Source organism: Limnohabitans lacus (genome assembly GCF_030053395.1).
Classification (GTDB): domain Bacteria; phylum Pseudomonadota; class Gammaproteobacteria; order Burkholderiales; family Burkholderiaceae_C; genus Limnohabitans_A; species Limnohabitans_A lacus.
The window spans coordinates 196,641-219,162 of record NZ_JASGBH010000001.1 but is presented as its reverse complement, the minus strand read 5'-3'; the positions used below and the strand labels follow the sequence as shown (position 1 = coordinate 219,162).

The 22,522-nt window shown below is 62.3% G+C and carries 20 protein-coding genes and 1 tRNA gene; 9 read left to right on the top strand and 12 right to left on the bottom strand.

What is annotated here, in order from left to right; all coding sequences use genetic code 11:
• Positions 1 to 48: 48 nt before the first annotated feature.
• Positions 49 to 276 carry a hypothetical protein gene (locus QLQ16_RS01125; protein WP_283222843.1) on the top strand — a complete coding sequence of 76 codons (228 nt, stop codon included), beginning with the start codon at positions 49 to 51 and terminating at the stop codon, positions 274 to 276.
• On the opposite strand, the gene recD is transcribed toward QLQ16_RS01125, so the two are convergent.
• From recD to recC, 3 genes are read right to left on the bottom strand one after another with little or no spacing between them, the layout of a single operon-like run.
• Positions 264 to 2,297 carry an exodeoxyribonuclease V subunit alpha gene (recD, locus tag QLQ16_RS01120; RefSeq protein ID WP_283222842.1) on the bottom strand — a complete coding sequence of 678 codons (2,034 nt, stop codon included), beginning with the start codon at positions 2,295 to 2,297 and terminating at the stop codon, positions 264 to 266. The two genes, QLQ16_RS01125 and recD, sit on opposite strands and share 13 nt — an antisense overlap.
• Positions 2,294 to 5,971: an exodeoxyribonuclease V subunit beta gene (recB, locus tag QLQ16_RS01115; protein WP_283222841.1), complete on the bottom strand. Its 3,678-nt coding sequence runs from the start codon at positions 5,969 to 5,971 to the stop codon at positions 2,294 to 2,296. The genes recD and recB overlap by 4 nt, the downstream gene beginning before the upstream one ends.
• Positions 5,968 to 9,435 (bottom strand): exodeoxyribonuclease V subunit gamma, encoded by a 3,468-nt coding sequence (recC, locus tag QLQ16_RS01110; RefSeq protein WP_283222840.1) that lies wholly within the window; start codon positions 9,433 to 9,435, stop codon positions 5,968 to 5,970. The genes recB and recC overlap by 4 nt, the downstream gene beginning before the upstream one ends.
• 236 nt (positions 9,436 to 9,671) lie before the next feature.
• Here recC and QLQ16_RS01105 point away from each other — a divergent pair, with 236 nt between their 5' ends.
• The gene (locus tag QLQ16_RS01105) at positions 9,672 to 10,301 is read left to right on the top strand and encodes a flavin reductase family protein (protein WP_283222839.1); all 630 of its coding nucleotides are present in this window, start codon (positions 9,672 to 9,674) and stop codon (positions 10,299 to 10,301) included.
• A gap of 13 nt (positions 10,302 to 10,314) precedes the next feature.
• On the opposite strand, the gene QLQ16_RS01100 is transcribed toward QLQ16_RS01105, so the two are convergent.
• Entirely contained in the window at positions 10,315 to 10,902 is a 588-nt protein-coding gene (locus tag QLQ16_RS01100; RefSeq protein WP_283222838.1) for a restriction endonuclease, read from the bottom strand.
• Positions 10,903 to 11,042: 140 nt separating this feature from the next.
• On the opposite strand from QLQ16_RS01100, the gene QLQ16_RS01095 reads away from it, so the two are divergent.
• On the top strand, positions 11,043 to 11,537 hold the full coding sequence (locus QLQ16_RS01095) for a cupin domain-containing protein (RefSeq protein WP_283222837.1): 495 nt from the start codon (positions 11,043 to 11,045) through the stop codon (positions 11,535 to 11,537).
• A gap of 54 nt (positions 11,538 to 11,591) precedes the next feature.
• On the opposite strand, the gene QLQ16_RS01090 is transcribed toward QLQ16_RS01095, so the two are convergent.
• Genes QLQ16_RS01090 through QLQ16_RS01080 form a run of 3 tightly spaced genes read right to left on the bottom strand, consistent with a single transcriptional unit; the run spans position 11,592 to position 14,410 of the window.
• Positions 11,592 to 12,569, bottom strand: a complete 978-nt coding sequence (locus QLQ16_RS01090; protein ID WP_283222836.1) for a Bug family tripartite tricarboxylate transporter substrate binding protein — start codon at positions 12,567 to 12,569, stop codon at positions 11,592 to 11,594.
• A gap of 28 nt (positions 12,570 to 12,597) precedes the next feature.
• Positions 12,598 to 13,425: a beta-keto acid cleavage family enzyme gene (locus tag QLQ16_RS01085; RefSeq protein ID WP_283222835.1), complete on the bottom strand. Its 828-nt coding sequence runs from the start codon at positions 13,423 to 13,425 to the stop codon at positions 12,598 to 12,600.
• Between the two features lie 31 nt (positions 13,426 to 13,456).
• Positions 13,457 to 14,410 (bottom strand): 3-hydroxyacyl-CoA dehydrogenase family protein, encoded by a 954-nt coding sequence (locus tag QLQ16_RS01080; protein ID WP_283222834.1) that lies wholly within the window; start codon positions 14,408 to 14,410, stop codon positions 13,457 to 13,459.
• 87 nt (positions 14,411 to 14,497) lie between these two features.
• Between QLQ16_RS01080 and QLQ16_RS01075 the strand changes: the two genes are divergently transcribed.
• Together QLQ16_RS01075 and QLQ16_RS01070 are read left to right on the top strand one after the other, a co-directional pair.
• A complete protein-coding gene (locus QLQ16_RS01075) occupies positions 14,498 to 15,406 on the top strand; it encodes a LysR family transcriptional regulator (RefSeq protein ID WP_283222833.1) in 909 nt (302 codons plus the stop codon).
• A gap of 2 nt (positions 15,407 to 15,408) precedes the next feature.
• Complete coding sequence (locus QLQ16_RS01070) at positions 15,409 to 15,750, top strand: TIGR03643 family protein (RefSeq protein ID WP_283222832.1); 342 nt, start codon at positions 15,409 to 15,411, stop codon at positions 15,748 to 15,750.
• Here QLQ16_RS01070 and QLQ16_RS01065 read toward each other — a convergent pair.
• Together QLQ16_RS01065 and QLQ16_RS01060 are read right to left on the bottom strand one after the other, a co-directional pair.
• Positions 15,674 to 16,786 (bottom strand): stealth family protein, encoded by a 1,113-nt coding sequence (locus QLQ16_RS01065; protein ID WP_283222831.1) that lies wholly within the window; start codon positions 16,784 to 16,786, stop codon positions 15,674 to 15,676. The genes QLQ16_RS01070 and QLQ16_RS01065 overlap by 77 nt on opposite strands.
• Positions 16,787 to 16,908: 122 nt before the next feature.
• Positions 16,909 to 17,748 carry a 2-keto-4-pentenoate hydratase gene (locus tag QLQ16_RS01060; RefSeq protein WP_283222830.1) on the bottom strand — a complete coding sequence of 280 codons (840 nt, stop codon included), beginning with the start codon at positions 17,746 to 17,748 and terminating at the stop codon, positions 16,909 to 16,911.
• A gap of 97 nt (positions 17,749 to 17,845) precedes the next feature.
• On the opposite strand from QLQ16_RS01060, the gene QLQ16_RS01055 reads away from it, so the two are divergent.
• From QLQ16_RS01055 to QLQ16_RS01040, 4 genes are all read left to right on the top strand, one after another.
• Positions 17,846 to 18,520: a transglutaminase-like domain-containing protein gene (locus QLQ16_RS01055; protein WP_283222829.1), complete on the top strand. Its 675-nt coding sequence runs from the start codon at positions 17,846 to 17,848 to the stop codon at positions 18,518 to 18,520.
• A 68-nt stretch (positions 18,521 to 18,588) separates the two neighbouring features.
• Entirely contained in the window at positions 18,589 to 19,200 is a 612-nt protein-coding gene (locus QLQ16_RS01050; protein WP_283222828.1) for a glutathione S-transferase, read from the top strand.
• A gap of 12 nt (positions 19,201 to 19,212) precedes the next feature.
• On the top strand, positions 19,213 to 20,196 hold the full coding sequence (locus tag QLQ16_RS01045) for an NADPH:quinone reductase (protein WP_283222827.1): 984 nt from the start codon (positions 19,213 to 19,215) through the stop codon (positions 20,194 to 20,196).
• Between the two features lie 37 nt (positions 20,197 to 20,233).
• On the top strand, positions 20,234 to 20,608 hold the full coding sequence (locus QLQ16_RS01040; RefSeq protein WP_283222826.1) for a cupin domain-containing protein: 375 nt from the start codon (positions 20,234 to 20,236) through the stop codon (positions 20,606 to 20,608).
• A 367-nt stretch (positions 20,609 to 20,975) separates the two neighbouring features.
• Here QLQ16_RS01040 and QLQ16_RS01035 read toward each other — a convergent pair whose 3' ends face one another.
• The 3 genes from QLQ16_RS01035 to QLQ16_RS01025 all read right to left on the bottom strand — a co-directional run bounded on the left by QLQ16_RS01035 (position 20,976) and on the right by QLQ16_RS01025 (position 22,519).
• Positions 20,976 to 21,296 carry a hypothetical protein gene (locus QLQ16_RS01035; RefSeq protein ID WP_283222825.1) on the bottom strand — a complete coding sequence of 107 codons (321 nt, stop codon included), beginning with the start codon at positions 21,294 to 21,296 and terminating at the stop codon, positions 20,976 to 20,978.
• Positions 21,297 to 21,974: 678 nt separating this feature from the next.
• Positions 21,975 to 22,051: transfer RNA gene (locus QLQ16_RS01030), tRNA-Pro, on the bottom strand.
• 33 nt (positions 22,052 to 22,084) lie between these two features.
• On the bottom strand, positions 22,085 to 22,519 hold the full coding sequence (locus QLQ16_RS01025; RefSeq protein WP_283222824.1) for a MerR family transcriptional regulator: 435 nt from the start codon (positions 22,517 to 22,519) through the stop codon (positions 22,085 to 22,087).
• Positions 22,520 to 22,522 lie beyond the last annotated feature (3 nt).

Below are 22,522 nucleotides of genomic sequence, written 5' to 3'. Positions count from 1 at the left end.
AGGGCCGGCCTATCATCGTTGGCATCAAAACCAGCTCAGGGAGACGCCATGAAACACCACCGCGCAGCGCTGCTCATCGCTTTGATGTCGGCCGTATTGGCCACGGGCTTGAGCCCCGTCACGGCCAACGCCGCATCCAGCGGCGTCCGCAAAAAAGCACCCAAACAAGCGATTGACAAAGGCCCCGCCGAAACCCGCGCCGAGCGCGACAAACGCCTGGCCCGCGAATGCAAAGGCCGCCCCAACGCCGGTGCCTGCGAGGGTTACGGCAACTGATCCCACCACAGCCGCAAGCCGCTGGCGCGCACGCTGGGGCGAGCGATGGCGGCTTCGAGGCGTTCGGACTGGGCTTCAATGAGGGTGAACTGTTGGCGGGCGCGGGTGATGCCGGTGTAGACCAGCTCGCGTGACAGCACCTCGGCGCCGCCCGGTGGCAAGACAAGCGCCGTGTGCCAAAACTCCGAGCCCTGGCTTTTGTGCACCGTCATGGCAAAGGCTGTTTCGACGTGGGCCAGGCGCATCACGCTGACCGAGCGCAATGCATCGCCATCGAGGAACCAGGCTTTGAGGTCGCCCCGCGCATTGGGCAGCACGACGCCCACATCGCCGTTGAAGACGCCCAGCTGCGCGTCGTTGCGGGTGACCATGATGGGCCGACCGGCAAACCACTCGCCCTGGACTTTGAGCCAGCCCCGATCGGCCAGGGCTTTTTGCACAGCGACGTTGAGGCCTTCGGTGCCCCACTCGCCTTGGCGCACCGCGCACAACAAGCGAAAACGGTCAAAGGCCAGCAAGACCGATTTGACCCAATCGTCGTGCGCCCCGTCTGCAGGCGCTTGCGCCATGCAGTGCAGGTAATCGGCATACGAGGCCTGTCCGGACTGGCCGCAAGCCAAGTCACAAATGGCTTGCGGGCTGGCCAATTGCAAAGCCTGCACCCCGCCAGCCGAGGGCGATTGCACGGCGCTGCGCGATGCAGCGGCATCCCCCGCATTCACCGCCAAGGCCAGCTGCCCGATGGGGCCGCCAAAGCGGCGGCTTTCGCGCAACATGACGGTTTGTTGCGCCAGCGCCGATGCAGGCACATCCGAGAGGAATTCCAAGGCCAGCGACTGCCCCGCCACGCGCTGCACAAACGCAGCGGTCTCGGCGCTGTAATGGCCCTGCGTCGCATCGCGGCACAGGTCGCCCAGCACGGCACCGGCTTCCACCGAAGCGAGTTGGTCTTTGTCGCCCAACAGCACCAGACGCGCCTGAGGCGGCAGGGCCAGCAGCAAAGCGTCCATCATCTCCAAGTGCACCATGGAGGCTTCGTCCACGATCAGCACATCCACATCGATCGGGTTGGCCGCGTGGTGCCGGAACTGCCGCGTGTCGGGCCGCGCCCCCAACAGCGAATGCAAGGTGCGTGCAGGCCCCATGCGCTCCACCAGCGCTTTGAGGTCCAGCCCCGCATCGGCAGGCACTGGCAAATCGTTCAAGGCTTTGTCGATGGACTGCTTGAGCCGCGCTGCCGCTTTGCCCGTGGGCGCGGCCAGTGCCACGCGCAGTGGGCTGTCGCCCTGGTGCAGCGCCAGCAACAAGGCCAGCAAGCGCGCGGCGGTGTAGGTCTTGCCTGTGCCCGGCCCGCCGGTGATGACCGACAGGCGCGCACGCAAGGCGACTGCACAAGCCATTTTTTGCCAATCCAGGTTCGGGCGCGGGGCAAAGAAACGGTCAAGCCATTCAACCGCTGCCGCTTCTGGCACGGGCAAACGCTCGCCTGCACGCAGCAACAAGCCTTGGCCCACGCGCTGCTCGTAGCCCGCGTAACGGCGCAAATACAACAGCGGCGCATCGGGCGTGCCGCCCAGCACCAAGGGCTCACCGGCATCGGGCGCATCGCTGCGGCGCAAACACGCGGCCTGAAGCTGTTCACGCCACGCGGACAAGCCTGCGGGCAACTGCGCCCACAAAGCCTTCAGACCCATGGGCCCCTCCACCCAGGCATCGGGCCAGCCCAGCAAGGCCACAGGCGCGTCGCACAAGGCGAGCACCGACAAACAGGTGTGGCCCCGCCCTTCCATCTGAGCCAGCATGGCGGCAGCCACCAGCAAAGCGGCAGGCGCTTGCGGGTCCAGCCGGTGCAATTGCTCGGCCAGTGCGCTGTCGATGCGGCGCAGCAAACCTTGGTCGGCCCAGCTGTGCAGCCACTGCAGCGCTTGCTCGGCGCTCAAGGTCTGTGCCGGCAAGTCTTGCAGCCAGTCCATCTGAGCGGCAGGCACCACCAGGGCGCGGGGGTTCTTGCGCATGCTCATGCGGCCTCCTCGGTGCACAGCATGGCGTCCAGTCCATCCAGCAAAGCCAGCGGCGCAGGCAAGGTGCAGCAGCCCCCCGCAGGCCCATCGATGCCGCGCAAAAACACATACACCGCACCACCCAAATGCTGCGCGGGGTCGTAGTCGTACCCCAAACGTGCGCGCAGCAAACGGTGCAGCGCCAGCATGTAAAGGGCTGCTTGCACCTCATAGCGGTGGTGGGCCATGGCCTCGTTCAAGGCGGTCTCGGTGTAGGCCGCATCGCCCTCGCCCAAATGGTTGGACTTGTAGTCGAGCACCCAGTAGCGGCCTTGGTGCTCGAACACCAGATCGGCAAAGCCCATCAACATGCCGTGCAGCTGCGCATCGGGCAGCTTCGGTCGGCTGACACCAGGCAGCAAATGCTGGCGGCACAAAGCGTCCACCTCCTGAGCATGCAGTCGGTGGGCGGGCAACCAAAACTCCATCTCGGGCAACAAGGTGCCCAGCGCATTCAAAGCGGCATCGGGGCCGCGCAAGGGCTGGGCCACCACGCGGCTGAGCCACTGCACCACCTCCTGGGCCTGCGCTTTGTAACCCGCGCGCTCGCAGCGTTTGGTCAGGCGATCGGCCAAGGGGGTGCCCGCTTGCAGCGCAAACCGGTCTGCGGCCAGCCACTCGAGTTGGTCGTGCAAAAAGTTACCCGCGCTCGGTCCGCGTGCAAAGCGGTGCCATGGCGCCAAGGCCACCGTGGGCATCACCGGCTCTTCAAGGGCAGGCTCGTCATCGGCCGGCCGTGCGGTGCCCCTGTTCAGGTCAGAGGTCCACACCGGTTGCGAAGACAGGTCCCGCGTCAAACGCGAAAAACTGGCGATCGACCAGGACTTGTCGATGCGGGCCGTGCTCTTCAAGGCCTCGCGCAAAGCGGGGCGCTGCTGGCGGGGCTGCCAGCTCGTCAAAGGGGTATCGCCCAACACGGGCTGCAAGAGCACATCCAGCACGGCCCCTTGGGTGCTGGTTTGCAGCTGCTGCAAAAGGGGCAACCATTGGTCGGCATCGCACTGCGCACCGCTGCTCAGCACATGGCCGGGGGCACTCTTGTGGTTCACGCACGTGGGGCTTTGGCCGATCTTGATCGGGCTCCAGCCCACCCACAGGGCGTGGCGTGCTCGGGTCAGCGCCACGTACCACAGGCGCAGGTCTTCGCGCAGGCGGTCCGCATCGGCCAGCTGAGCATCGCTCTTGTCAAAGTCGAGCGTCCAGTGGCGCTGGCCCTGCCCGTCCGGGATCTGCATCACGGCCGCTTTGCCCGCGGTCAACTCGCGGTGGCTGTGCGCAAAGGGCAGGCACACGATCGGGTACTCCAAGCCCTTGCTTTTGTGGATGGTGATGACCTTGACCAAGTCTTCGTCACTCTCCAGCCGCACGGTCTGCTCTTCATGCTCGCCCGCGCTGCCGCTTTGCGCCTCGTCCACTTGCTGACTCAACCAGCGGATCAGGGCCTGCTCGCCATCGAGTTGCTGGCTGGCCGTCTGCAGCAATTCGGCCAGGTGCAGCACGTTCGTCAGGCGCCGCTCGCCATCGGGCTCACCGCGCCAGCGACCGGCCAATTTCAAAACATGGAGCGACTGGCGCAGCATGGCCAGCACGCCTTGGCTCTGCCAGGTCTGGTGCAGGGCGCGCATATGCTCGGCGCGTTGGTCCAAGCAATCGTCTTGCGTGGCCAGCGCGTGCAGCTCACTCAAAGACAGACCCACCGTGCGCGTGCCCAGTGCCGCACGCACACGGCGCATGTCTTGCGGCTCGGCCACGCCGCGCAGCCACAGGCACAGGTCGGGTGCTTCGTCGCTGGCAAAGACAGAATCGCGGTCCGACAAATAGACCGAGGCCACACCCCGCGCACGCAGCGCATCGCGCACGGCCGAAGCCTCCACCCCGGTGCGCACCAGCACCGCGATGTCTTTGGGTTTGAGGGCTTCGTCTGGCTTGGCGCTTGGCGCTGTCTTTTCAAACCGCGCCTGCGGGTCGTTCAACCAAGCCACGATTTGCTCGGCACACAGCTCGGCCAAATGTTTGCGCGCATCGCGCTGGCTTCGCAGCTGAGCGTCGTACACCACCGTCATGGCGGGTACCGCGCCACTTTGGGTGCGCAAAACCTCGTCTCGGCCTTGGGCTTTGACGGGCTGAAAGGGCAAGGGGTCGCTTTCTCGCGTTTGGTAGCCAAAGGCATCGGCGGGGATGTCAAACCAGCGGTTGACCACATCGACCATTGCCTGAGTGGACCGGAAGTTGGTGTCCAGCACATGGTGGCGGCCCTCGGTCGCAGAACGTGCGGCCAGGTAGCTTTGGATGTCGGCCCCGCGAAACCCGTAGATCGATTGCTTGGGATCACCGATCAACAGCAGCGCCGTGTCTGCGCGGTTCTCGGCCGTGCGGTAGATGCGGTCAAAGATGCGGAACTGCAGCGGCGAGGTGTCTTGGAACTCGTCGATCATCGCCACCGGGAACTGCTCGCGCAGGCGCTGCGCCAAACGCTCGCCCGACTCGGGGTCGGACAGCGCCACGTCCAACCGTTGCAGCATGTCGGCAAAACCAAACAAGCCGCTGCGGCGCTTGAGCTCGGCCATGCGCTGGGTCACCTGCTGGCGGGCGTGCAAGCGGGCGGCATGGTGGGGGTCGGGCAAGGCCTTCAGGGCCGCTTGCAAATCGGCATAGGCCTGCGACTCGGGTGGCCAATCCACCGGCCCCTCGCCCGGTTTGCGGCAAGCGCGCAAGCCCTCGGGGGTGAAGCGGGCCCAGCCCGCTTCCTTCATGTTTTTCTGCAAGGCGGCCGCGCCGTCAGGCCCGGCCGCCCAGGCTTTGAGCACGCCCAGCCATTCGGCGCATTTTTTGTAACTCAGTTTGCGGCCATCCCAGCTGGATTTGTGGTTTTCGAGTTGGGCCTCGATCCAGCCCAGCAAGTTGTCGGCCTTCTCGTCCCAACCGAGCTTGAGGGATGCCAATTGCGCCTCGTGCGTGGCCAGCGCTGCGCCATACACCTGCGCCAGCGTGCCGGACTGGGCGTCTTGCAGCGGCACGCCCATCAGCGCACGCACATCGGCTTCGAGCGCAGACACATCGCCCCAGATGTTTTGCACTTGGGCCACCAGGGCCGTGGGCATGGGGTAGAGCTGTTGCCGCCAATAGTCCTGCACGGCTTCCATGCGCAAGGCGGCTTCGTCGCCCACCAGGTTTTCTTCAAACAGGTTGCCACTGTCAAAGGCGTGCTCGCGCAGCATGCGCTGGCACCAGGCGTCGATGGTGAACACCGCCGCATCGTCCATGGCTTGCGCAGCCAGCGCCAGCCGGTAGGCGGCTTTCTCGCGCTGCGGGCCTTCGGGGTACTCGGCCATGAGCTGGTTCAAGAAGGCATCGTTCGAGCTCAAGGTGCCGCGAAACACCTGCGCGGCCTCGGTCAAGCGGGCGCGGATGCGGTCCGACAGTTCGCGTGTGGCCGCGCGGGTAAAGGTCATCACCAACACGTCTTGCGGCTGCATGGCCCGCACAGGAGCGGTGCTGTCGCTGCCGTGGGCCAAGACAAGGCGCACATACAGGGCGGCAATGGTCCAGGTCTTGCCTGTCCCGGCGCTGGCCTCGATCAAGTGGCTGCCGCGCAGCGGGAAGGTCTTCGCATCGAGTGCGTGGGCTTGGCTCATGCCATGTCCTCCTCATCCGACACATCTTGCGTGCCTTGCAGTGGCTCCACCTGGCAGGCCTGGGCCCAATCGCGCAGTGGCGCATAGACCTGTTCGGCCAAACGTTCAAATGCACCACCTGCCAAGAGCGCGTCCAGCGTGGGGTAGGTGCGGGCCAATGCGGGGTCTTTGCTGCGCTCGGCCCGCTTGAAATGCCCGCCTTCGTAGACGTCCAGCAGCGCGTTGTCGTTGCCCTGGGCCTTGAGCCATTGCAAGGCGGTCTCGGGCGGCAAAGGCAGCGGCCAGCGCATGCCGTCTGCCCAGGTGACCAGCAGCTGCTGCAACTGGGCACGGGCCGCATCGGGCGCTTGCGGGGCCAAACGCACCACGGCGTTGCGCCCCACCACCGCAATGGTCAGCGCATGGCCCATGGCCGCTGCGGCCAGGCTGATGAGCCAGACATCGATCAATTTGTCGGGCAAGGCCTGAGGTTTTTTGCTTTTGAGGTCGGCCAAATGGCTGGCCCGCATGTGCAAAGACAATGCGCCCTGCTCGCCCACCAAGATGCCCCCCAAGGCGTCTTGCAAATGGACATCGGCCTCGGGCACATCGATCAAGAGGCGATCGGCCACATCGGGAAAATCTTCACGCTCGCGGATGGCCGCGTCCAGCAGCGTCTCTAGGCTGCTGGCGAGGTTTTGGGCTTCCAGTGCGCCCACACCGGCCAAAGGCAATGCCCCAGCCTTGCGCAAGCTGTGCACCACGTGCTGCACATGGGCTGGCACGTTTTGACGGTTCAAGTCAGCGGGCACATGCGTCAATTCATGGTCCAGCAATTGGTACAGGTCCAGTCCGGCCAAGCCGAACAGCTCTTCGTCGTGCAGCTCGCTGCGCTCGTCCTCCAAGTGCACTTGCAAGCGCTCTTTGAAAAATGCCCCCACGGGGCGGCGCAGAAAGCGCGCCAACTGGGCCAGCGTGATGACCGGCTTGCCGGTGGCGGTCTGCAAGGCTTCCAGCTTGGGCATGGGCGCCATGGCAGACGGTGTCCCATCTTCGGTTTGCGCACTGCGCCACTCTTGGGCGTAGGTCGTGAGCAAACCGCCTTCTTCAAAATAAACCCGGCTGAAAGGCTGCAACGGGTGCACGGTGGTGAGCTGATCGCTGGTGCCTGCGCCCCAAAGCGCATCGATCTCGTCGCGCAATTGCGAGACCAGCACCGAAGGCGGTTGATCGCTGTTGTCGCGCACACTGCGGCCGCTCCAGCTGACGTACAGCACGCGCCGGGCAGACAGCAAGGCTTCGAGCATGAGCTGGCGGTCGTCGTCTCGGCGCGAACGGTCTCCGGGCCGGGCCATGCCGGGCAGGCCCAGCAAATCGAAGTCGGCCCGCGGGCTGCGGCGCGGGTAGTCGCCGTCGTTCATGCCCAGCAAGCACACCATCTGGAACGGGATCGCCCGCATAGGCATGAGCGTGCAAAAGGTCACCCCGCCCGCCCGAAAGCGTTGCTCCAGCTTGGGCACCTTGAGCGCTTCCAGCCAGGCCGAGCGGGCCACGGCCAAAGGCACCGCTTGGGCAAACTCGGCTTGGTCGGCGGCCTGCAGCCAATCGTTCAAGGCCTGGTCCAGCGCGGCCAAGGCCTGTCGCTCGCCGTCATCCTGCGGCTTGAACAAGGCCGCCAGCATGGCGCGGGCACGCTCAGCCCATTGCGCTGGGGTGGCGGCTGTGGTGCTCACTTGCCACCAATCGATCAAGGCTTGCAACAGGTGCGCCAAGGCCCCGGCCAGCTCGGCATCGAGGCCGCCTACTTCTGGGTACGGGTCGCTGCCATCAGCGCCAGCAGGCATTGCGTCGGCGCCACAGGCGTAGCCCATCAGCATGCGCTGCACGCCAAACAGGGCCGAGTTGTCTTCGCCGCAGCTGGCCAAACCCAAGCCCTCGCGGTGCTCGGCCGACAAACCCCAGCGGATGCCCGAGCCCGCCATCCAGCGCGTCAGAGTGGGCCGTTGTGCAGGCTGGATGCCAAAGCGTGCCGCCAGCGCAGGCACTTCGAGCAACGCCACCAGCTCGCTCATGCGGCCGCGCTGCTGCGGCAAGGCCAGCAACCATTCCACCGCGTGGATCAGTGGGCTGGTCGCTTGTGCGCCCAAGTCGGCAATGTCAAACGGGATGAAGCGCGCATCGCTGCGTTTGTATTGGCCAAAGACCGCGCGGATCGCGGGGGCCATGACTTCAATATCGGGCACCATCACCACCACATCGCGCGGCGAGACCTCGGGCATCTGGTGGAACCACTGCAACAACTGGTCGTGCAGCACTTCCAATTCGCGCACCGGGCTGTGCGCCACCTGAAAGACCACCGAGCGGTCATCGCGGTGCCATGGGGCATCGACCGGGTCTTGAGCAGGCCTCAGATCGCGGATGCGGTTTTGCAGTTGCGCCAGCAGCTGCAGGCCATCGGGCTCGGGGAGTTCAAACAAATCGAGCTTGACGCCGGGCACGGCTTCTTGCGCGGCTTGCACATCGTCAAAAGCATCGAGCTGGCGGATGAAGTCGCGCCCCTGCCGCCCCCACGCGGCCAACAAGGCGGGCGCGTGCAGGTGCATTTGTTCATAGGGCATGTCCGACAGCGCGACGCCATCGCGGTAGGCATGCCGCCTGCGCTCGGCCTGCAAGGCTTCGCGCCCGTCCATGATGTCGCCCCAGTGGTGCTGGCAAGGGTTGGGCACGGCCAGCAGCACCTGGCTGTGGGCGGACAGCGCGGCCAGCATCTCCAGCAATTGCCCCGGCATGTGGCTCATGCCAAACACCGACACACGCCGCGCCACCGGGCTGGCCAAGGGTTGACCAGACTTCAGGCGGGCCAGGGCCCGCACATGCAATGCCGGCCGCGTGGCCTGGCGTTCGGTGTCGGTCAGCGTGGCCAGCACGCGCCGCCAGAGCTCGGCCTGCCACAACTGCTCGGCAGGCAGATCGTCAAGACCTGAAGCCTTGCGCAGCACATTGCGCCCAGCGGCCCAGTCTTCGAGCCAATCGGGGCGGTAGATCTGGTACTGGTCAAACAAATCGGCCAGGCGGCTGGCCAGTTGCAAGAGGCGGTCGGGCTCGTCGCCGCGCAAAAATCCGGCCACCGGCTGGAACACCGCATCGCCCACACACCCGGGCAACAAGGCCATCAAGCGCCAGGTCATGGGCAATTTGTCGAGCGGTGAATCGCGCGGCACGTTGTGCGCGCCCAAAACCTGCCGATAAGTGCGCCACAAAAAGCGCGAGGGCAGCTCCACCCGCGTGGCCGCGCAGACGCCGCCTTGCTGGGCCAGCGCCATCTTGATCCACTCGGCCATGCCGTTGCTTTGCACCAGCACCACCTCGGACTCGAGCGGCGCCAAAGGCTGACGCGCCAGCCAGCCCGACAGGGTCTCGGCCAGCACCTCGGAGCGGTGGCTGTGCAAGGCAATGAAGCCCGAAGGAATGGCAGAAACAGGCATGCGGTGGGATCAGGCGATCAGGCGGGGAATACGGCAAGAATAGCCGCAATCTTGCCCCGCCACGGGGTCGCAGCATGAGCCTTTTGATGCCCAATTTTTAAGCACCCAGCGCCACCCCAGGCAGGATGCGGCCTGGCGCAGTTGTTCATGGACTTATCCACAGCTTTGGGCACGGTCTGTGGGGGAAAGTCTCCATCGGGATAGAAAGGCCATCGCTGTGCTTTTAAAGTAGCCCCATGACGCATTTCTACGAACCCCGCCTGGGCCATGGCCTGAAACACGACCCCTTCAACGCGATCGTGGGGCCGCGCCCCATTGGCTGGGTGTCCAGCCGTGGCGTCAACGGGGTGATCAACTTGGCGCCCTACAGTTTTTTCAGCGCCTTCAATTACGTGCCGCCGCTGATCGGCTTTGCCAGCATTGGGCGCAAGGATTCCCTCAACAACATCGAAGCCACCGGCGAGTTCGTTTGGAACTTGGTCACGCGGCCGCTGACCGAGGCCATGAACAAGACTTGCGACGCGCTGCCGCCCGATGTGAGCGAGTTCGATGTGGCGGGCCTCACGCAGCAGGCCTCGCGCATCGTGAACGTGCCGCGCGTGGCCGAAAGCCCGGTCAGCTTCGAATGCAAGTGCACCCAGATCATGCAGATGCAAGACATCGAGGGGCAAAAGGTCAACACCTGGATGATTTTTGGCCAGGTGGTCGGCGTGCACATCGATGAGCGGCTGCTCAAAGACGGCATTTACGACACCGCCAACGCCCAGCACGTCTTGCGCGGGGGCGGACCGGCCGACTATTTCGACATCGGCCCTGAACAGTTGTTCAAGCTCTACCGCCCTGAAAGCTGGCAAGCCAAAACGTAAAGCTTGGCCCCGATCAGGCCTTGGCCACTGAATCGGCCTCGTGCAGGAGTTGCGCAATCTCTGCACTGCCCAGCAACTGGATGGGTTGCTGCCGGGCCAAGGCCACAGCGGCGGGGCTGAAGACCCCCAGGCTCATGCAACTGCACGAATAGGCTTCTTGGCTTTCGACGGCGGCCAACAGTTCGCGCAAAGGCTCAGCGCCCACGCTGGCTGCTTTCCAGCGCTTGGCGCTGACCAAGGTGATGCGGCCGTTTTTCTCGATCTCGAAATCGGCAGGGCCGCTGCGCAGCGGACGAACCTCAAAGCCTTGCTGGCGCAATGCGGTCTCGACCACCGCTGAAAACTCGCGCCAAGCCATGTCTCTGGCGCGCGCCGTCAACGACTCGATGCGTGCTTCAGACAGGGTGTTTCTTTGTCGCCATGCGGCCATGACGCCGATCACCAAAAACGGAAAGGCCCCCAGCATCCCGGCGGTTTTGTAGACCTCGGGCAAAAAGGCGCCCGCCACCAAGGCCACGGCCAGCATCACCACAAAGCTCACCCACCAGGGGGCGCGCAGCAAGGTCGCAAACAGCGACTTTTCGGACATTTTGAATTTCATGATCAGCTCAAGTCAGGTTCTTCGCAGCGCGCCACGCCAAGCGTTTGGGCCACGGTACACCAGTGTAGTGGGCCAAGCGACAGGCCTCATTGCCCCTCCGTGCTAAAGTGATTTCAAGCGCATTCACACAGACTTTGACCATGACCCACTCCCACGATTCCTCCACACACGAGCACACCGATTGGAAACACGACGGCGTGCGCGTGGTGCCGGGCGACCAACTCGATGGCAATGTGCCCTCCACCCCCGGCATGGACCGCAAAGCGGCCATCAACTTTGCCCGCGTCGGCGCGCAAAAACTCTGGGCAGGCACGGTGCACATCCACCCCAATGCCAAAACCGGTGCGCACCACCATGGGCCTTTGGAGAGCGTGATTTATGTGGTCAAAGGCCGCGCCCGCATGCGCTGGGGCAATGCGCTGGAGTTCACCGCCGAAGCGGGGCCGGGCGACTTCATTTATGTGCCGCCTTTTGTGCCACACCAGGAAATCAATGCCAGCGCAGACGAAACGCTGGAATGCGTGCTGTGCCGCAGCGACGGCCAGGCGGTGGCCGTCAACATGGACATTGAGCCGGCCGAAAAACCCGAGACGGTGCTCTGGATCGATCCCACCCACCCGCAAGGCGGGGTCTAAGCCCCCACACAGGCCCGTGCCTGTGGGGCCTTTTGGGCAGGGTGCTGACTTGGCTCAGTCCAGCGTCACGCCGGCGTTCTTGACGACTTGGCCCAAGCGGATGGTTTCCTTGCGGATCAACTCACCAAACTGAGCCGGCGTGCCGCCCACCACGGGCGTGCCAATGGCTTCCCACTTTTTCTTGAACTCTGGGTCGCTGAACATGGCGTTCAAGGTGGTGTTGAGCTTGTGGATGATGGGCGCAGGCGTGCCGGCACGCACCGCGATGCCATGCCAGCCGGTCAGCTCGTAGCCGGGCACACCGGCTTCGATCATGGTCGGCACATTGGGCAGCGAGGGGTGGCGTTTGGCCGATGTCACGGCCAGGGGCTTGAGCTTGCCGCCCTGAATGTGCGGCAAAGAGCTGCCCAAAATGTCGAACATCACCTGCACCTGGCCGCCGATCAAGTCGTTCAAGGCCGGACCTGCACCGCGGTAGGGGATGTGCGAGATGTTGGTGTTGACCTGGGTGTTGAAAATCTCGCCGGCCAGGTGCTGTGGGGTGCCGTTGCCCGCCGATGCGAAGGCCAATTTGCTGTCGCTCTTTTGCGCCAGGGCGATCAACTCCTTGACGTTGTTGACCGGCACGCTGGGATGCACTTCGAGCACCAAAGGGAAGGATGAAATTTGGATGACCGGAGCCAGGTCGGTCATGGGCACGAAGGACATGCTGCGGTACAGCGTGGGGTTCACCGCCATGGGGCCGCTGGCGGCCAGCAGCAAGGTGTAGCCGTCCGCTGGGGCTTGTTTGGCCACTTCGGCGCTGCCCAAGTTGCCGCCTGCGCCGCTCTTGTTGTCAACCACCACGGTGGTGCCCAAACGGGTGCCGAGTTCACCCTGAATGAGTCGCGCCATCAGGTCGGTCGGGCCGCCCGGTGGGTAAGGCACCACAAAGCGGATGGTCTTGCTGGGGTAGTTGTCTTGGGCCAGTGCGGGCAAAGCCGCGCCGATCAGGGTAGCGGACAGTGCGGCGAAAAAGAGGCTGCGTTTCATGGATGGGTCTCCTGAGGGTCTGTGATCGTTATGCGGAAAAGAAAGCTTCGCGCGCCTGCTTGGCGCTGTAAAGGCTGCGGCCCAGCACGCGGGCCGAGTCGGCGATTTGGCGCACCAAAGCGGCATTGTCGGGGGCCACTTGCCCGTTGTTGAGCAAGAGGTTGTTTTCAAAACCCACCCGCGCATGGCCGCCCAGGGCCACCGCGGTGGTGGCGCAAGCGTGTTCGCCCGCACCAAAAGCGCACATGGACCAAGGCTCGGCGCCCGTGTGGGCCATCACAAAGGGCAAGAGGTCTTTGGCCTCCGAGGTTTGGCCGACCGAATAACGACCCAGTACAAACAAGAGTGACCAAGGCGCATCAGGGATCACGCCTTTGGCGCGCAAGGCTTGCCAACGCTGCAGATCGGCCACGTCGTACACGATGACCTGGGTCATGATGCGTTCTTTGGCCAACCAGCCAAAGAAATGTTCCAGACCGGCTTCGCCGATTTCAGGCTGGTCCACTTCGCGCAGGCCCACCGACACGGCTTCGGGCTTGAGGACCGTGACCATGGCGATTTGCTCGGGCGCTTTGTACACGCGAGCCGCTTCGCTGGTGACCTGGATGATGAGCTCATCGCCCACCGCCGCCTTGACCGCCTGCTGCGCCTCGCGGTAGCCCGTCACGTCAAGGCTGTGGCGGCCGTCTGCATCGCGGATGTGCATGTGAATCATGCCCGCACCGGCCTCCAGACACTGCTTGGCGGTTTGACCCAGCTCGGAAGTGGTCAGCGGCAAAGCCGGGTGGTCGGGGCGTTGCTTGTAGGCGCCATTGGGCGCGACGGTGATCAAGAGAGGAGAAGAAAAAACAGCCATGGATTTGCCTTTTTGGGGGGGGTCGGGTGCGTCAATCGTGGGGGTTCAGGGGCGGCAATTCTGCGGCCAGCAAGTCCAGCCCTTGTCGCAGCAAGCGGTCGTAGCGCTCACGCTCGGCCTTTTGGGTCTCGGGCGTCCAGGCAAAGAAGCCTTGACCGGTTTTCATGCCCAAGTCGCCTCGGGCCACGCGCTCTTGCAAGACGCGGGCGGGCTCGGCGTTCACCGCCAAGCTGGGGTACATGCTGGCAGCCGCTGCGGTGTGCACTTCCAACCCGGCATGGTCACGCTGCATGACCGGGCCTGCAGCCAAAAATCGAAAGCCAAAACCAAAGCGCACAGCGGCGTCCACATCCTCGGGCGAGGCCACGCCTTCGTCGATCAGGGCAAAAGCCTCACGCGCCAGCGCGTGCTGCATGCGGTTGGCCAAAAAGCCCGGCTTGTCTTTGCGCACCAGCACCGGCACGCTGCCGCAGTCGCGCATGAAGCCGCACAGTTGTTGGGCTTCTTGTGCATCGGTTTGAGGGCCCAACACCACTTCCACCAACGGCACCAAATGCGCCGGCATGAAAAAGTGCAGGCCCAGCATGCGCTCGGCCGTGGGCAGGCCTTGGGCGATGGCGCTGATCGGGAAGCTGGAGCTGTTGCTGCACAGCAGCGTCTCGGGCGCGGCCAGCTGCGCCAGGCGGGCAAACAGCGCTTGTTTCAGCGGCAACTGCTCCGGGATGCATTCGATGAGCACGCTGACACCAGGCCAGACCACATCGGTCAAATCGGTCACGGCCTGCACACGCTCGGTGCGGTGGGCCATGCCCAAAGGGCTCAGGTTGTGGCGCACATGCGCGGCCAGTGCCTCGCGTTTGCGGGCATCGGGCTCGACCACGGTGACCTGGCAGCCACCACGGGCCAACACGATGGCCACGTCCATGCCCATGGTGCCGCCACCGACGACCACGGTGCGGGCTTGAAGCGCTTGAGAAGAGATCATGGATACGGTGCTTGTCTTGAACAAAGCTGGAGTCTAGGAAGACCCCATTGCTTCGTCCAACCGTTTTTTTCTATAAACTGATCTAAAATGCATATCAATTGGACCTCCCGCGATCTGGACATCTTTCTGGTGCTGGCCGAAACCGGCAGCTTCAGGCGGACCGCCGCACAGGTGCACCTGTCGCAATCGGCGGTCTCGGGCGTGGTGGCCAGGCTTGAAGAATCTTTGGGCGCGCGCTTGTTTGACCGCACCACGCGCAGCGTGCACCTGACAGCCGCAGGCCAGGTGTTCGTCGAACAAGCCAAACTGCTGACGGCACAAACACAAGAAGCGGTGCAACGTGTGCAGCACATCACGCAGATCCAGTCGGGCAAAGTCAGCATGGCCGCCCTGCCCTCGCTGGCGGCCACGTTGGTGCCACGCGTGATGGCCCGCTATGCCGCGCAACACCCCGAGATTGCGCTGCAACTGCACGACACCTTGTCGGGCCCAGCTTTTGATCTGGTGCGGGCCGGTACGGTTGACTTTGCCTTGACGGCAGCCAACCCCGATTACGCTGACTTGGACTGCACGCCGCTGTCAGCCGATGGCTTCGTGCTGCTGATCCCGCTGAACCACCGCTTGGCCAAAGGCAGGAGCCCACTGACTTGGTTGCAAGCGGCGGCGTTGACCCACATCTCGATGCCGCTGCCCGCCAGCGTGCGCCAATACGCCAATGCCGCGCTGATCGAGCACCGCATCGCTTTCAAACCGCGCTACGAGGTCGAACACATCGCCACCATCCACGCCATGGTCAAAGCCGGGCTGGGCGTGGCCGCCCTGCCCGAATTGGCCGCCGCCTTTGTGCAGCAAGAAGGTGTGGTCATCCGGCGCCTGACAGCACCCGACATCCAGCGCCCCATCGGCGTGGTCACGCGGCGCAACCGCAGCCTCTCGCCTGCCGCGCAAGAAATGGTGTCGATGCTCCGCGAGGAAATGGCGGCTTTGCTGCCTTGACCATGCCCAAGCAATCAGACCCCAGCGCACAATTGGCCGAGGCCGATGCTTCCGCCATCATTGCCATGGCTTGGCAGGACGACACGCCTTTTGAGGCGATTGAACTGCAGTTTGGGCTGAGTGAGTCGGCGGTGGTTGCATTGATGCGCAGCGCCTTGAAAGCACGCTCGTTCAGACTTTGGCGGACCCGGGTGCGCGGACGCATGGCCAAACACCAAACCCGTCAATCCAGCGCAATGCGCGATCCGTCGGGCACCCTTGAAGCCATCAGGCAAGATTTGAGCGACGCGCAGGAAACGTTTCCTTTGCCCCCATCGCCTCTGACCCGTGCATCTCTGCGCTGAGGGACTCTGAGCGCGGCTCGCCAAAGGGCGCGCTCACCGCATTTTCAAAACCTGAGGGCTGGGGCAAGATCGACTCCAACACCGCCAGCACGTTCTGCAAGCGCGGATCATGGGTTTGTGCATCGTCCGTGGTGTCGTTGATGCAAAAGAATTCGAGTGCGCCAAATTCAGTCACCAGCGCGCGCAACTGAGCGTCTTGATCGGCCTCGCCTGTGGAGACATAACGATGGCGGTACGGCCGCACATGGGCCAGCCCATGGGCCAAAGCCCAGCGCAGCACGAAGTCCGAGACGATGGTGGGTTTGTCCCAGCTGCGAAAGACCGTCGATCGGACGGCGGCAAACAACTCGGGCGCGGTGCCTTCGAGCTCCATCAAGATGGACTTGAGCATGGGCCGAGGCGAATGCGCAAAGGTGCGGAAGGTGCTTTGGTACAGCGGGTCCTGCGTGCGCACAGCAGGCTCACCTGAGCGCGCTTTGTCGGTCAGCCACTGAATCGACAAACGGCAAGCGTTCTCCAGCGAGGTGGCGTCCGTGCGCATGGCTTCGTCGGTGACCACGGGGTCGTCCGACCAAGTCACATGGAAACCCTTCGGATGAAACCAGTCTTCGAGGCGCACCGGCGCACCAAAGAAAACGTCATCATTGAAATAGAAATAACGCTCTGACAAGCCCGGAATGTGGTGAATCCAGGACTCGATGTGACCCGAGTCAAAGGTGGGCAAGGACGCTTCGGGCATCAGCTCGCGGTGGTCCACCACGGTCAATCGGTCCGAGGGGCGCAACCAGTCGGGCGTTTGGGCATCGGTCACGATGTACACATGCCCGTGCTCAGGAAAGAATTTCTCCAAAGCACGCAGGCTGTAACGCAGCTCGTGGTTGTCCCTGAACCGGCCTTCTACATTGCTGTAGCGGGCCATGGCGGCACTGGAATCGCTGGGAAGTTGCTGCAAAGCCGCCTGACGTTTGGCACGCCAGCGCGAATCGTTCCCATCGACCCACAAATAAACGATGTCGATGGGCGAATCGTGGAGCATGTCTGCGGTGTTTGTCTTGAAGGGCTCGAGTCTAGCCGCTGGTGGGCCAACCCTCACCCCATGCCCGCTGGGCAGCCAGGGCATCTGAAGGTCTTTCAAGTGGCCTGGGGATGTCCAACGGCTCAGCGCATCCAGGCCTGCACACTGCCCAATGGCGCAGAAAACTCAGCGCGCCACTGCTGCCCCGCTTGCAAGGGCCAGGCATCGGTCCAAGTGCCGGTGGTGATCACATCACCGGCTTGCAGATCGGGCGCACCGGGGCAGTCGCGCAGCTCTTTCAAAAAGTGTTGCAAGGCTTTGAGCGGGCTGTCCAACACATTGGCGCCCACGCCCTGCTCCATCACTTGCTCGTTTTGGATCAAGGTGACCCGGGCCGTGGACAACAAAGCATCCAAGGCCTGCGCATCGGCTGCCACGCTGCGCACCGGCAAGCGCTGGCCCACCAGCAAGCGGGCATGCAAGCCGCTGTCGGCCATGGTGTCGGTGGCGGTGAATTTCCAGTCCGCCGCATGCGACTGCACCACTTCAAAGCTGGGCGCCAGCCATTCGATGGCCTCGAACAATTGCTGCAAGTTGGCCCCAATCGGCGGGGTCGAGCGCATGCCGAACACGATTTCGGGCTCCAGCCGAGGCTGGCACGTCCCGGTCAAATCCAAATGGCCAATTGCGGGGCCATTTGCGGGGCCATTTGCTGGGCCGTCAGTGGCGGGCTCTGCAAAGACCAAGCCCGTGTCCCAGACCGTCCCCCACATGGGGCCAAAAACTTTGTAGCGTTCCCACAAGGTACGGTTGGTGAAACCGATCTTGAAACCTTTGGGCACTTCACCGCGTTGCTGACGCAAACGGCGCACCGCAAGCGCTTGCTGGTAAGCGGCCGCCGAGTCGGGGCCACCCACCACGCCAGGCGCTTGGCCCCACAAGCGGGCCTGATCGTGGTGTTGCAAAAGTTGTTCGGGTGTCATGGTGCGGCATCCTTATGAAAAGGCCCGGTGGCCTTGGAAAGCGCCACTATAGCCAGCGTGACACCTGCGCACTGGCGCGCAGGATACAGTGAATGCCATGAACACATTGCCTTCAGACGCCCCCCTGGCCCCGACCGCCTTGATCGACAGCGACCACCCCGATGTGATCGCTTTTGCCCGCGAGCACGCGCAAGGCGGCCATGACAGGGAACGCGCCGTGGCGCTTTACTTGGCGGTGCGCGATCGGTTTCGCTATGACCCCTACCGGATTGATCTGTCGCCTGTCGGCATGAAAGCGAGCACCGTGATCAGACAAGGCTCGGGTTGGTGCGTGCCCAAAGCCGCGCTGCTGGTGGCCGCCTGCCGCGCCACAGGCTTGCATGCCCGCTTGGGCTTTGCCGATGTGCGCAACCACCTGAGCACCGAGCGCTTGCGCCAAACCATGAAGACCGACGTGTTCATCTGGCACGGCTATGCCGACATCTGGCTGGAGGGGCAATGGGTCAAGGCCACGCCGGCCTTCAACATCGAGCTGTGCGACAAGTTCGGCTTATTGCCGCTGGAGTTTGATGGGTTGAGCGATTCGATCTACCACCCGTTTGACAAAACAGGCCAGCGCCACATGGAGTACGTGAACCAGCGTGGCAGCTTCAATGACATGCCTTTGGCCCAGATCGTGGCGGACTTTCAAACGGTGTACGGCAGCTGGATGGCCAATCAGAATTCGCTGGCACAAGCGGACTTCGCTGAGGATGTGCAAGCCGAGAAATAGCCAACGCGGGTACAGTCTGCGTCGACTGCGTGACAGGTTCAGCCAACGGCATGGCCAATACTGTCCCGATGAAAATCTTCTTTTCCCCCACCTCCCCTTACGTGCGCAAATGCATGGTCACGGCACACGAAGTCGGCCTGGTTGACCGGCTCGAACTGCTGCCCGCCAGCGCACATCCCGTCACCCGCGACCAAGCCATCATCGCCAGCAACCCCTTGGGCAAGGTGCCCACCTTGGTGAGCGACGATGGCCACGCCCTGTACGACAGCCGCGTGATTTGCGAATACCTCAACGACCTGGGCCAAGGCCGCTTGCTGGCCAAAGACGGGGCTCTGCGCTGGGAAGCGTTGACGCTCCAGTCGCTGGGCGACGGCATCCTCGACGCGGCACTGCTGGCCCGCTACGAGACCGCAGTACGCCCCGAAGCGCTGCGCTGGACCGACTGGATCCAAGGCAAGATTGACGCCATCCACACCTCTTTGCGTTACCTAGAAGAACACCCCGAGCTGTTCCAGCGTGACTTTCACCTGGGCTTGCTCACAGTGGGATGCGCCTTGTGGTACCTCGACCTGCGTTACCCCGATCTGGCTTGGCGACAAAACTACCCACAACTGGCCCGCGCGTCCGAACCCGTGCTCCAGCGCGAATCCATGCAACAAACATGGGCGCTGCCCGCCTGACAAGGACAACCCATGCAAGCCGCCTGGTACAGCCACAATGGCAGCGCACGCGATGTGCTGCGCGTCGGAGAACAAGCCACACCCACACCCGCTGCGGGAGAGGTCCGCGTCAAGCTGCGCACCTCAGGGGTCAACCCCTCGGACGTCAAGTCACGCACGGCCCGGCCCGTCACGGATGCCCTCATCATCCCGCACAGCGATGGCGCAGGCGTGATCGACGCGGTAGGTGACGGTGTCTCTTCGAGCCGCATCGGCGAGCGGGTCTGGATTTGGAACGGCCAGTGGCAACGCCCCTTGGGCACGGCTTGCGAATACATCGCCTTGCCCCAGCAGCAAGCGGTGGCGCTGCCCGCGCAGGTGGACGACGATGCCGCCGCTTGCTTGGGCATTCCGGCTTTGACCGCCATCCAAGCCGTGCACCTGGCGGGCGAAGTGAAAGGCCTGACCGTGCTCGTCACCGGTGCCTCGTCTGCTGTGGGGCACTACATTGCGCAACTGCTCACGCAACAAGGCGCACAGGTCATTGGCACGGTCGGCTCCGAGGCCAAAGCGGCCCATGCACGATCGGCCGGTTGCCAGCATGTGATTTTTTACAAAACCGAATCGGTCGCGGAACGCATCCAAGCCTTCACCCACGGGCGTGGGGTCGATGTGATCATCGACATGGACTTCTCGGGCACCAGCCCGCTGCTGGGCACAGGCGCGCTCAAAAGCCACGGCACCGTGGTTTGCTATGGCTCCAACAACCCCGGCGAGGTGCCGGTCCCCTTTCGGGCCCTGCTGTACAGCTCGATCACGCTCAAATTCTTTTTGGTCTATGACCTGAGCCCGCAAGACCGCGCTTGGTGTCTGGACAAGCTGAGCAGCCTCTTGCAAGCCAACGCCTTGCAGCACACCATCGCTGCAAAGTTCAAGCTCAAGGACATCCTGCAGGCGCACGAAGCCGTCGAGCAAGGCCGCTTGATCGGCAACGTGGTGATCGACTTGACGTCCTGAGGGTTACAAACGCGAACCCCAAGCACGAGGAGTGGTCATGGCATTCAGCATTCAGCATGCACAAGATGGCGAGTTCAAGTTCGACGGCCTGCGCCCCTACTTTGAATACCGCGACTTGGGCATTCAACAAGCCACCGATGGCCTGGCCGTCATGCACGTCATCCGAGCCCGTGAAGGTACGCACGCCACGGGCGAATGGCACCACCACAAGGTGTCCTTGCAAGTGGTGTACGTACTCAAAGGCTGGGCCATTTTTGAATACGAAGGCCAGGGCCAGCACCGACTGGAAGCCGGCACCTGTGTGCACCAGCCACCGGGCATCCGCCATCGTGAGATCGCCCACTCCGAAGATCTGGAGCTGATCGAGATCGTTCTGCCTGCCAACTTCGAGACGGTCACATCGCCAGCCTAGGCAGACGATCCAAGCGCCAATGAAAAACGGGTTACACCTTGTGAGATGTAACCCGTTGATTCGGTATAAATGGTCGGCGTGGCGGGATTCCAAAAAACCATGCTAAGCAATTGATTTTGTTGAGAAATTCATTTTAGAACCAACCAATTTCAAAAATCTACCCCCTTCTTTTCCCCCAAATAACAATGGCTGTCGATTTAGCGATCCACGTACAAGCCATCCGATGTGGAACACCACGCTGGCAAGACCACAGATACCGACCGCCCTGCGGCTGGCGAGGTTGCGAAAAACTATGATTGTTGTCTGAGTCTCGTAAACAAAAAAGGCCTCCCGTATTCGGCCGGCCTTCTTTGCTAACTTCAGGAAGTTAGTATTTTTTCCTGATTTGAGACATCTCTTCTTCTTTGGCGACTTTGAAAATTTCTTTTCGCGTAGAGACATCGAGCATCCTGTTACCCGGGTCGAGCTTTTCAATCTCGCTCAATGATTCCTCTTTGAGCTTCATTTGTCCTACTGCATTGCCCTTAGTTTCCCGATACAAATCCCAAACCTCATCAAGTTCTTTTTCGAGGCGAGCGGCGTAAGCTTTCCACTTTTGAGCGGCAGCGTAATTCTCTTCAGCGATCAGAAAATTTGAGTCTGCTTCCTGCGTAGCGCCAAACCACTGTCCCCATGTTGGACCACTCATTTCAAGCACCTCCGGCAGAATAGAGATCTAGTCAAGTAGATCTCACTAATCTAATTTTTGACAACATCAAATAGGTAACGACAACTAGAAAGTCTCTATGAGTTGCTCATCTAGCTCGAGGTCATTGATTCGGTATTTAAGCAGCATTGACTCAATCTGTGCTCGATCAATAAGTTCAACATGATTGAAAGCCACCCGGTGCCCTCATCACCTTCTTTCTTCTCTTTCTGAAGTACAGGGACATAGATGGGCTTGGCAATGCCGATAGCTGCCAGCTTGATCTGTAAATCCTTCAACGATGAATCGCTTGATCCATTTCCCGTTTTCTGTTTTCTTGGCTTTCAGAAGCGTAGGAATGTAAGTTCGTAACTCTGCCTTGACCTCATTGGCTATAAGGTAGGAATTGGTGTCAAAAAACACTTTATCTCCAAGATCGAAGATGTAATTAGAGGTGTCAACCTGTACGGTCTATCGGGGCACAAAAACCAGCCCGGAAAATGACCCTCTGAATTTTTACCCCCACCCTACCAAATGACCCCGATTTTTGCCCCCATTTTGACCCCCAAAGGGTCATAGCAGCAGGTAGAAGTCACCGGCAGTCGGTAGAGCATAAAGTACTGATTTGCAAAAGAAAAAGGCTTCTAACTATCTCTAGCTAGAAGCCTTTATCACATCTAATGGTCGGCGTGGCGGGATTCGAACTCGCGACCCCTTGCACCCCATGCAAGTGCGCTACCAGGCTGCGCTACACGCCGACAAGTCTCAAATTATACCCCGAGAAATTGCCCTCAAAGGGTGAGCAGCGCACGAATTTCCAAAAGCTCTTGATGCAATGCGGGGTATGCAGAAACAGCGCCAGCCATGTCCATTGAGGCCACCGACATGGACTCGGCATCCATCATCCCGTCATCGACCATGTCAGGTCCCAAGTCGGCATCATCGGGCAGCGCGCGACGACGATCGGCTTGCACCAACTCTTGAAGTTTGTTGCGGGCACCACTGATGGTGAAGCCTTGGTCGTACAGCAGGTCTCGAATGCGGCGGATCATCAGCACTTCGTGGTGCTGGTAATAGCGGCGATTGCCCCGTCTTTTGACCGGACGCAACTGGGTGAACTCCTGCTCCCAATAGCGCAGCACGTGGGGTTTGACGCCACACAGCTCACCAACTTCACCGATGGTGAAGTAGCGTTTGGCCGGAATGGGTGGGAGCAAACTGTCCATGAA

What these genes read in the sequence shown, in the direction of transcription:
- QLQ16_RS01125 (WP_283222843.1), top strand. Translation starts at nt 49, where the DNA reads ATGAAACACCACCGCGCAGCGCTGCTCATCGCTTTGATGTCGGCCGTA.
- recD (WP_283222842.1), bottom strand. Translation starts at nt 2,297, where the DNA reads ATGAGCATGCGCAAGAACCCCCGCGCCCTGGTGGTGCCTGCCGCTCAG.
- recB (WP_283222841.1), bottom strand. Translation starts at nt 5,971, where the DNA reads ATGAGCCAAGCCCACGCACTCGATGCGAAGACCTTCCCGCTGCGCGGC.
- recC (WP_283222840.1), bottom strand. Translation starts at nt 9,435, where the DNA reads ATGCCTGTTTCTGCCATTCCTTCGGGCTTCATTGCCTTGCACAGCCAC.
- QLQ16_RS01105 (WP_283222839.1), top strand. Translation starts at nt 9,672, where the DNA reads ATGACGCATTTCTACGAACCCCGCCTGGGCCATGGCCTGAAACACGAC.
- QLQ16_RS01100 (WP_283222838.1), bottom strand. Translation starts at nt 10,902, where the DNA reads ATGAAATTCAAAATGTCCGAAAAGTCGCTGTTTGCGACCTTGCTGCGC.
- QLQ16_RS01095 (WP_283222837.1), top strand. Translation starts at nt 11,043, where the DNA reads ATGACCCACTCCCACGATTCCTCCACACACGAGCACACCGATTGGAAA.
- QLQ16_RS01090 (WP_283222836.1), bottom strand. Translation starts at nt 12,569, where the DNA reads ATGAAACGCAGCCTCTTTTTCGCCGCACTGTCCGCTACCCTGATCGGC.
- QLQ16_RS01085 (WP_283222835.1), bottom strand. Translation starts at nt 13,425, where the DNA reads ATGGCTGTTTTTTCTTCTCCTCTCTTGATCACCGTCGCGCCCAATGGC.
- QLQ16_RS01080 (WP_283222834.1), bottom strand. Translation starts at nt 14,410, where the DNA reads ATGATCTCTTCTCAAGCGCTTCAAGCCCGCACCGTGGTCGTCGGTGGC.
- QLQ16_RS01075 (WP_283222833.1), top strand. Translation starts at nt 14,498, where the DNA reads ATGCATATCAATTGGACCTCCCGCGATCTGGACATCTTTCTGGTGCTG.
- QLQ16_RS01070 (WP_283222832.1), top strand. Translation starts at nt 15,409, where the DNA reads ATGCCCAAGCAATCAGACCCCAGCGCACAATTGGCCGAGGCCGATGCT.
- QLQ16_RS01065 (WP_283222831.1), bottom strand. Translation starts at nt 16,786, where the DNA reads ATGCTCCACGATTCGCCCATCGACATCGTTTATTTGTGGGTCGATGGG.
- QLQ16_RS01060 (WP_283222830.1), bottom strand. Translation starts at nt 17,748, where the DNA reads ATGACACCCGAACAACTTTTGCAACACCACGATCAGGCCCGCTTGTGG.
- QLQ16_RS01055 (WP_283222829.1), top strand. Translation starts at nt 17,846, where the DNA reads ATGAACACATTGCCTTCAGACGCCCCCCTGGCCCCGACCGCCTTGATC.
- QLQ16_RS01050 (WP_283222828.1), top strand. Translation starts at nt 18,589, where the DNA reads ATGAAAATCTTCTTTTCCCCCACCTCCCCTTACGTGCGCAAATGCATG.
- QLQ16_RS01045 (WP_283222827.1), top strand. Translation starts at nt 19,213, where the DNA reads ATGCAAGCCGCCTGGTACAGCCACAATGGCAGCGCACGCGATGTGCTG.
- QLQ16_RS01040 (WP_283222826.1), top strand. Translation starts at nt 20,234, where the DNA reads ATGGCATTCAGCATTCAGCATGCACAAGATGGCGAGTTCAAGTTCGAC.
- QLQ16_RS01035 (WP_283222825.1), bottom strand. Translation starts at nt 21,296, where the DNA reads ATGAGTGGTCCAACATGGGGACAGTGGTTTGGCGCTACGCAGGAAGCA.
- QLQ16_RS01025 (WP_283222824.1), bottom strand. Translation starts at nt 22,519, where the DNA reads ATGGACAGTTTGCTCCCACCCATTCCGGCCAAACGCTACTTCACCATC.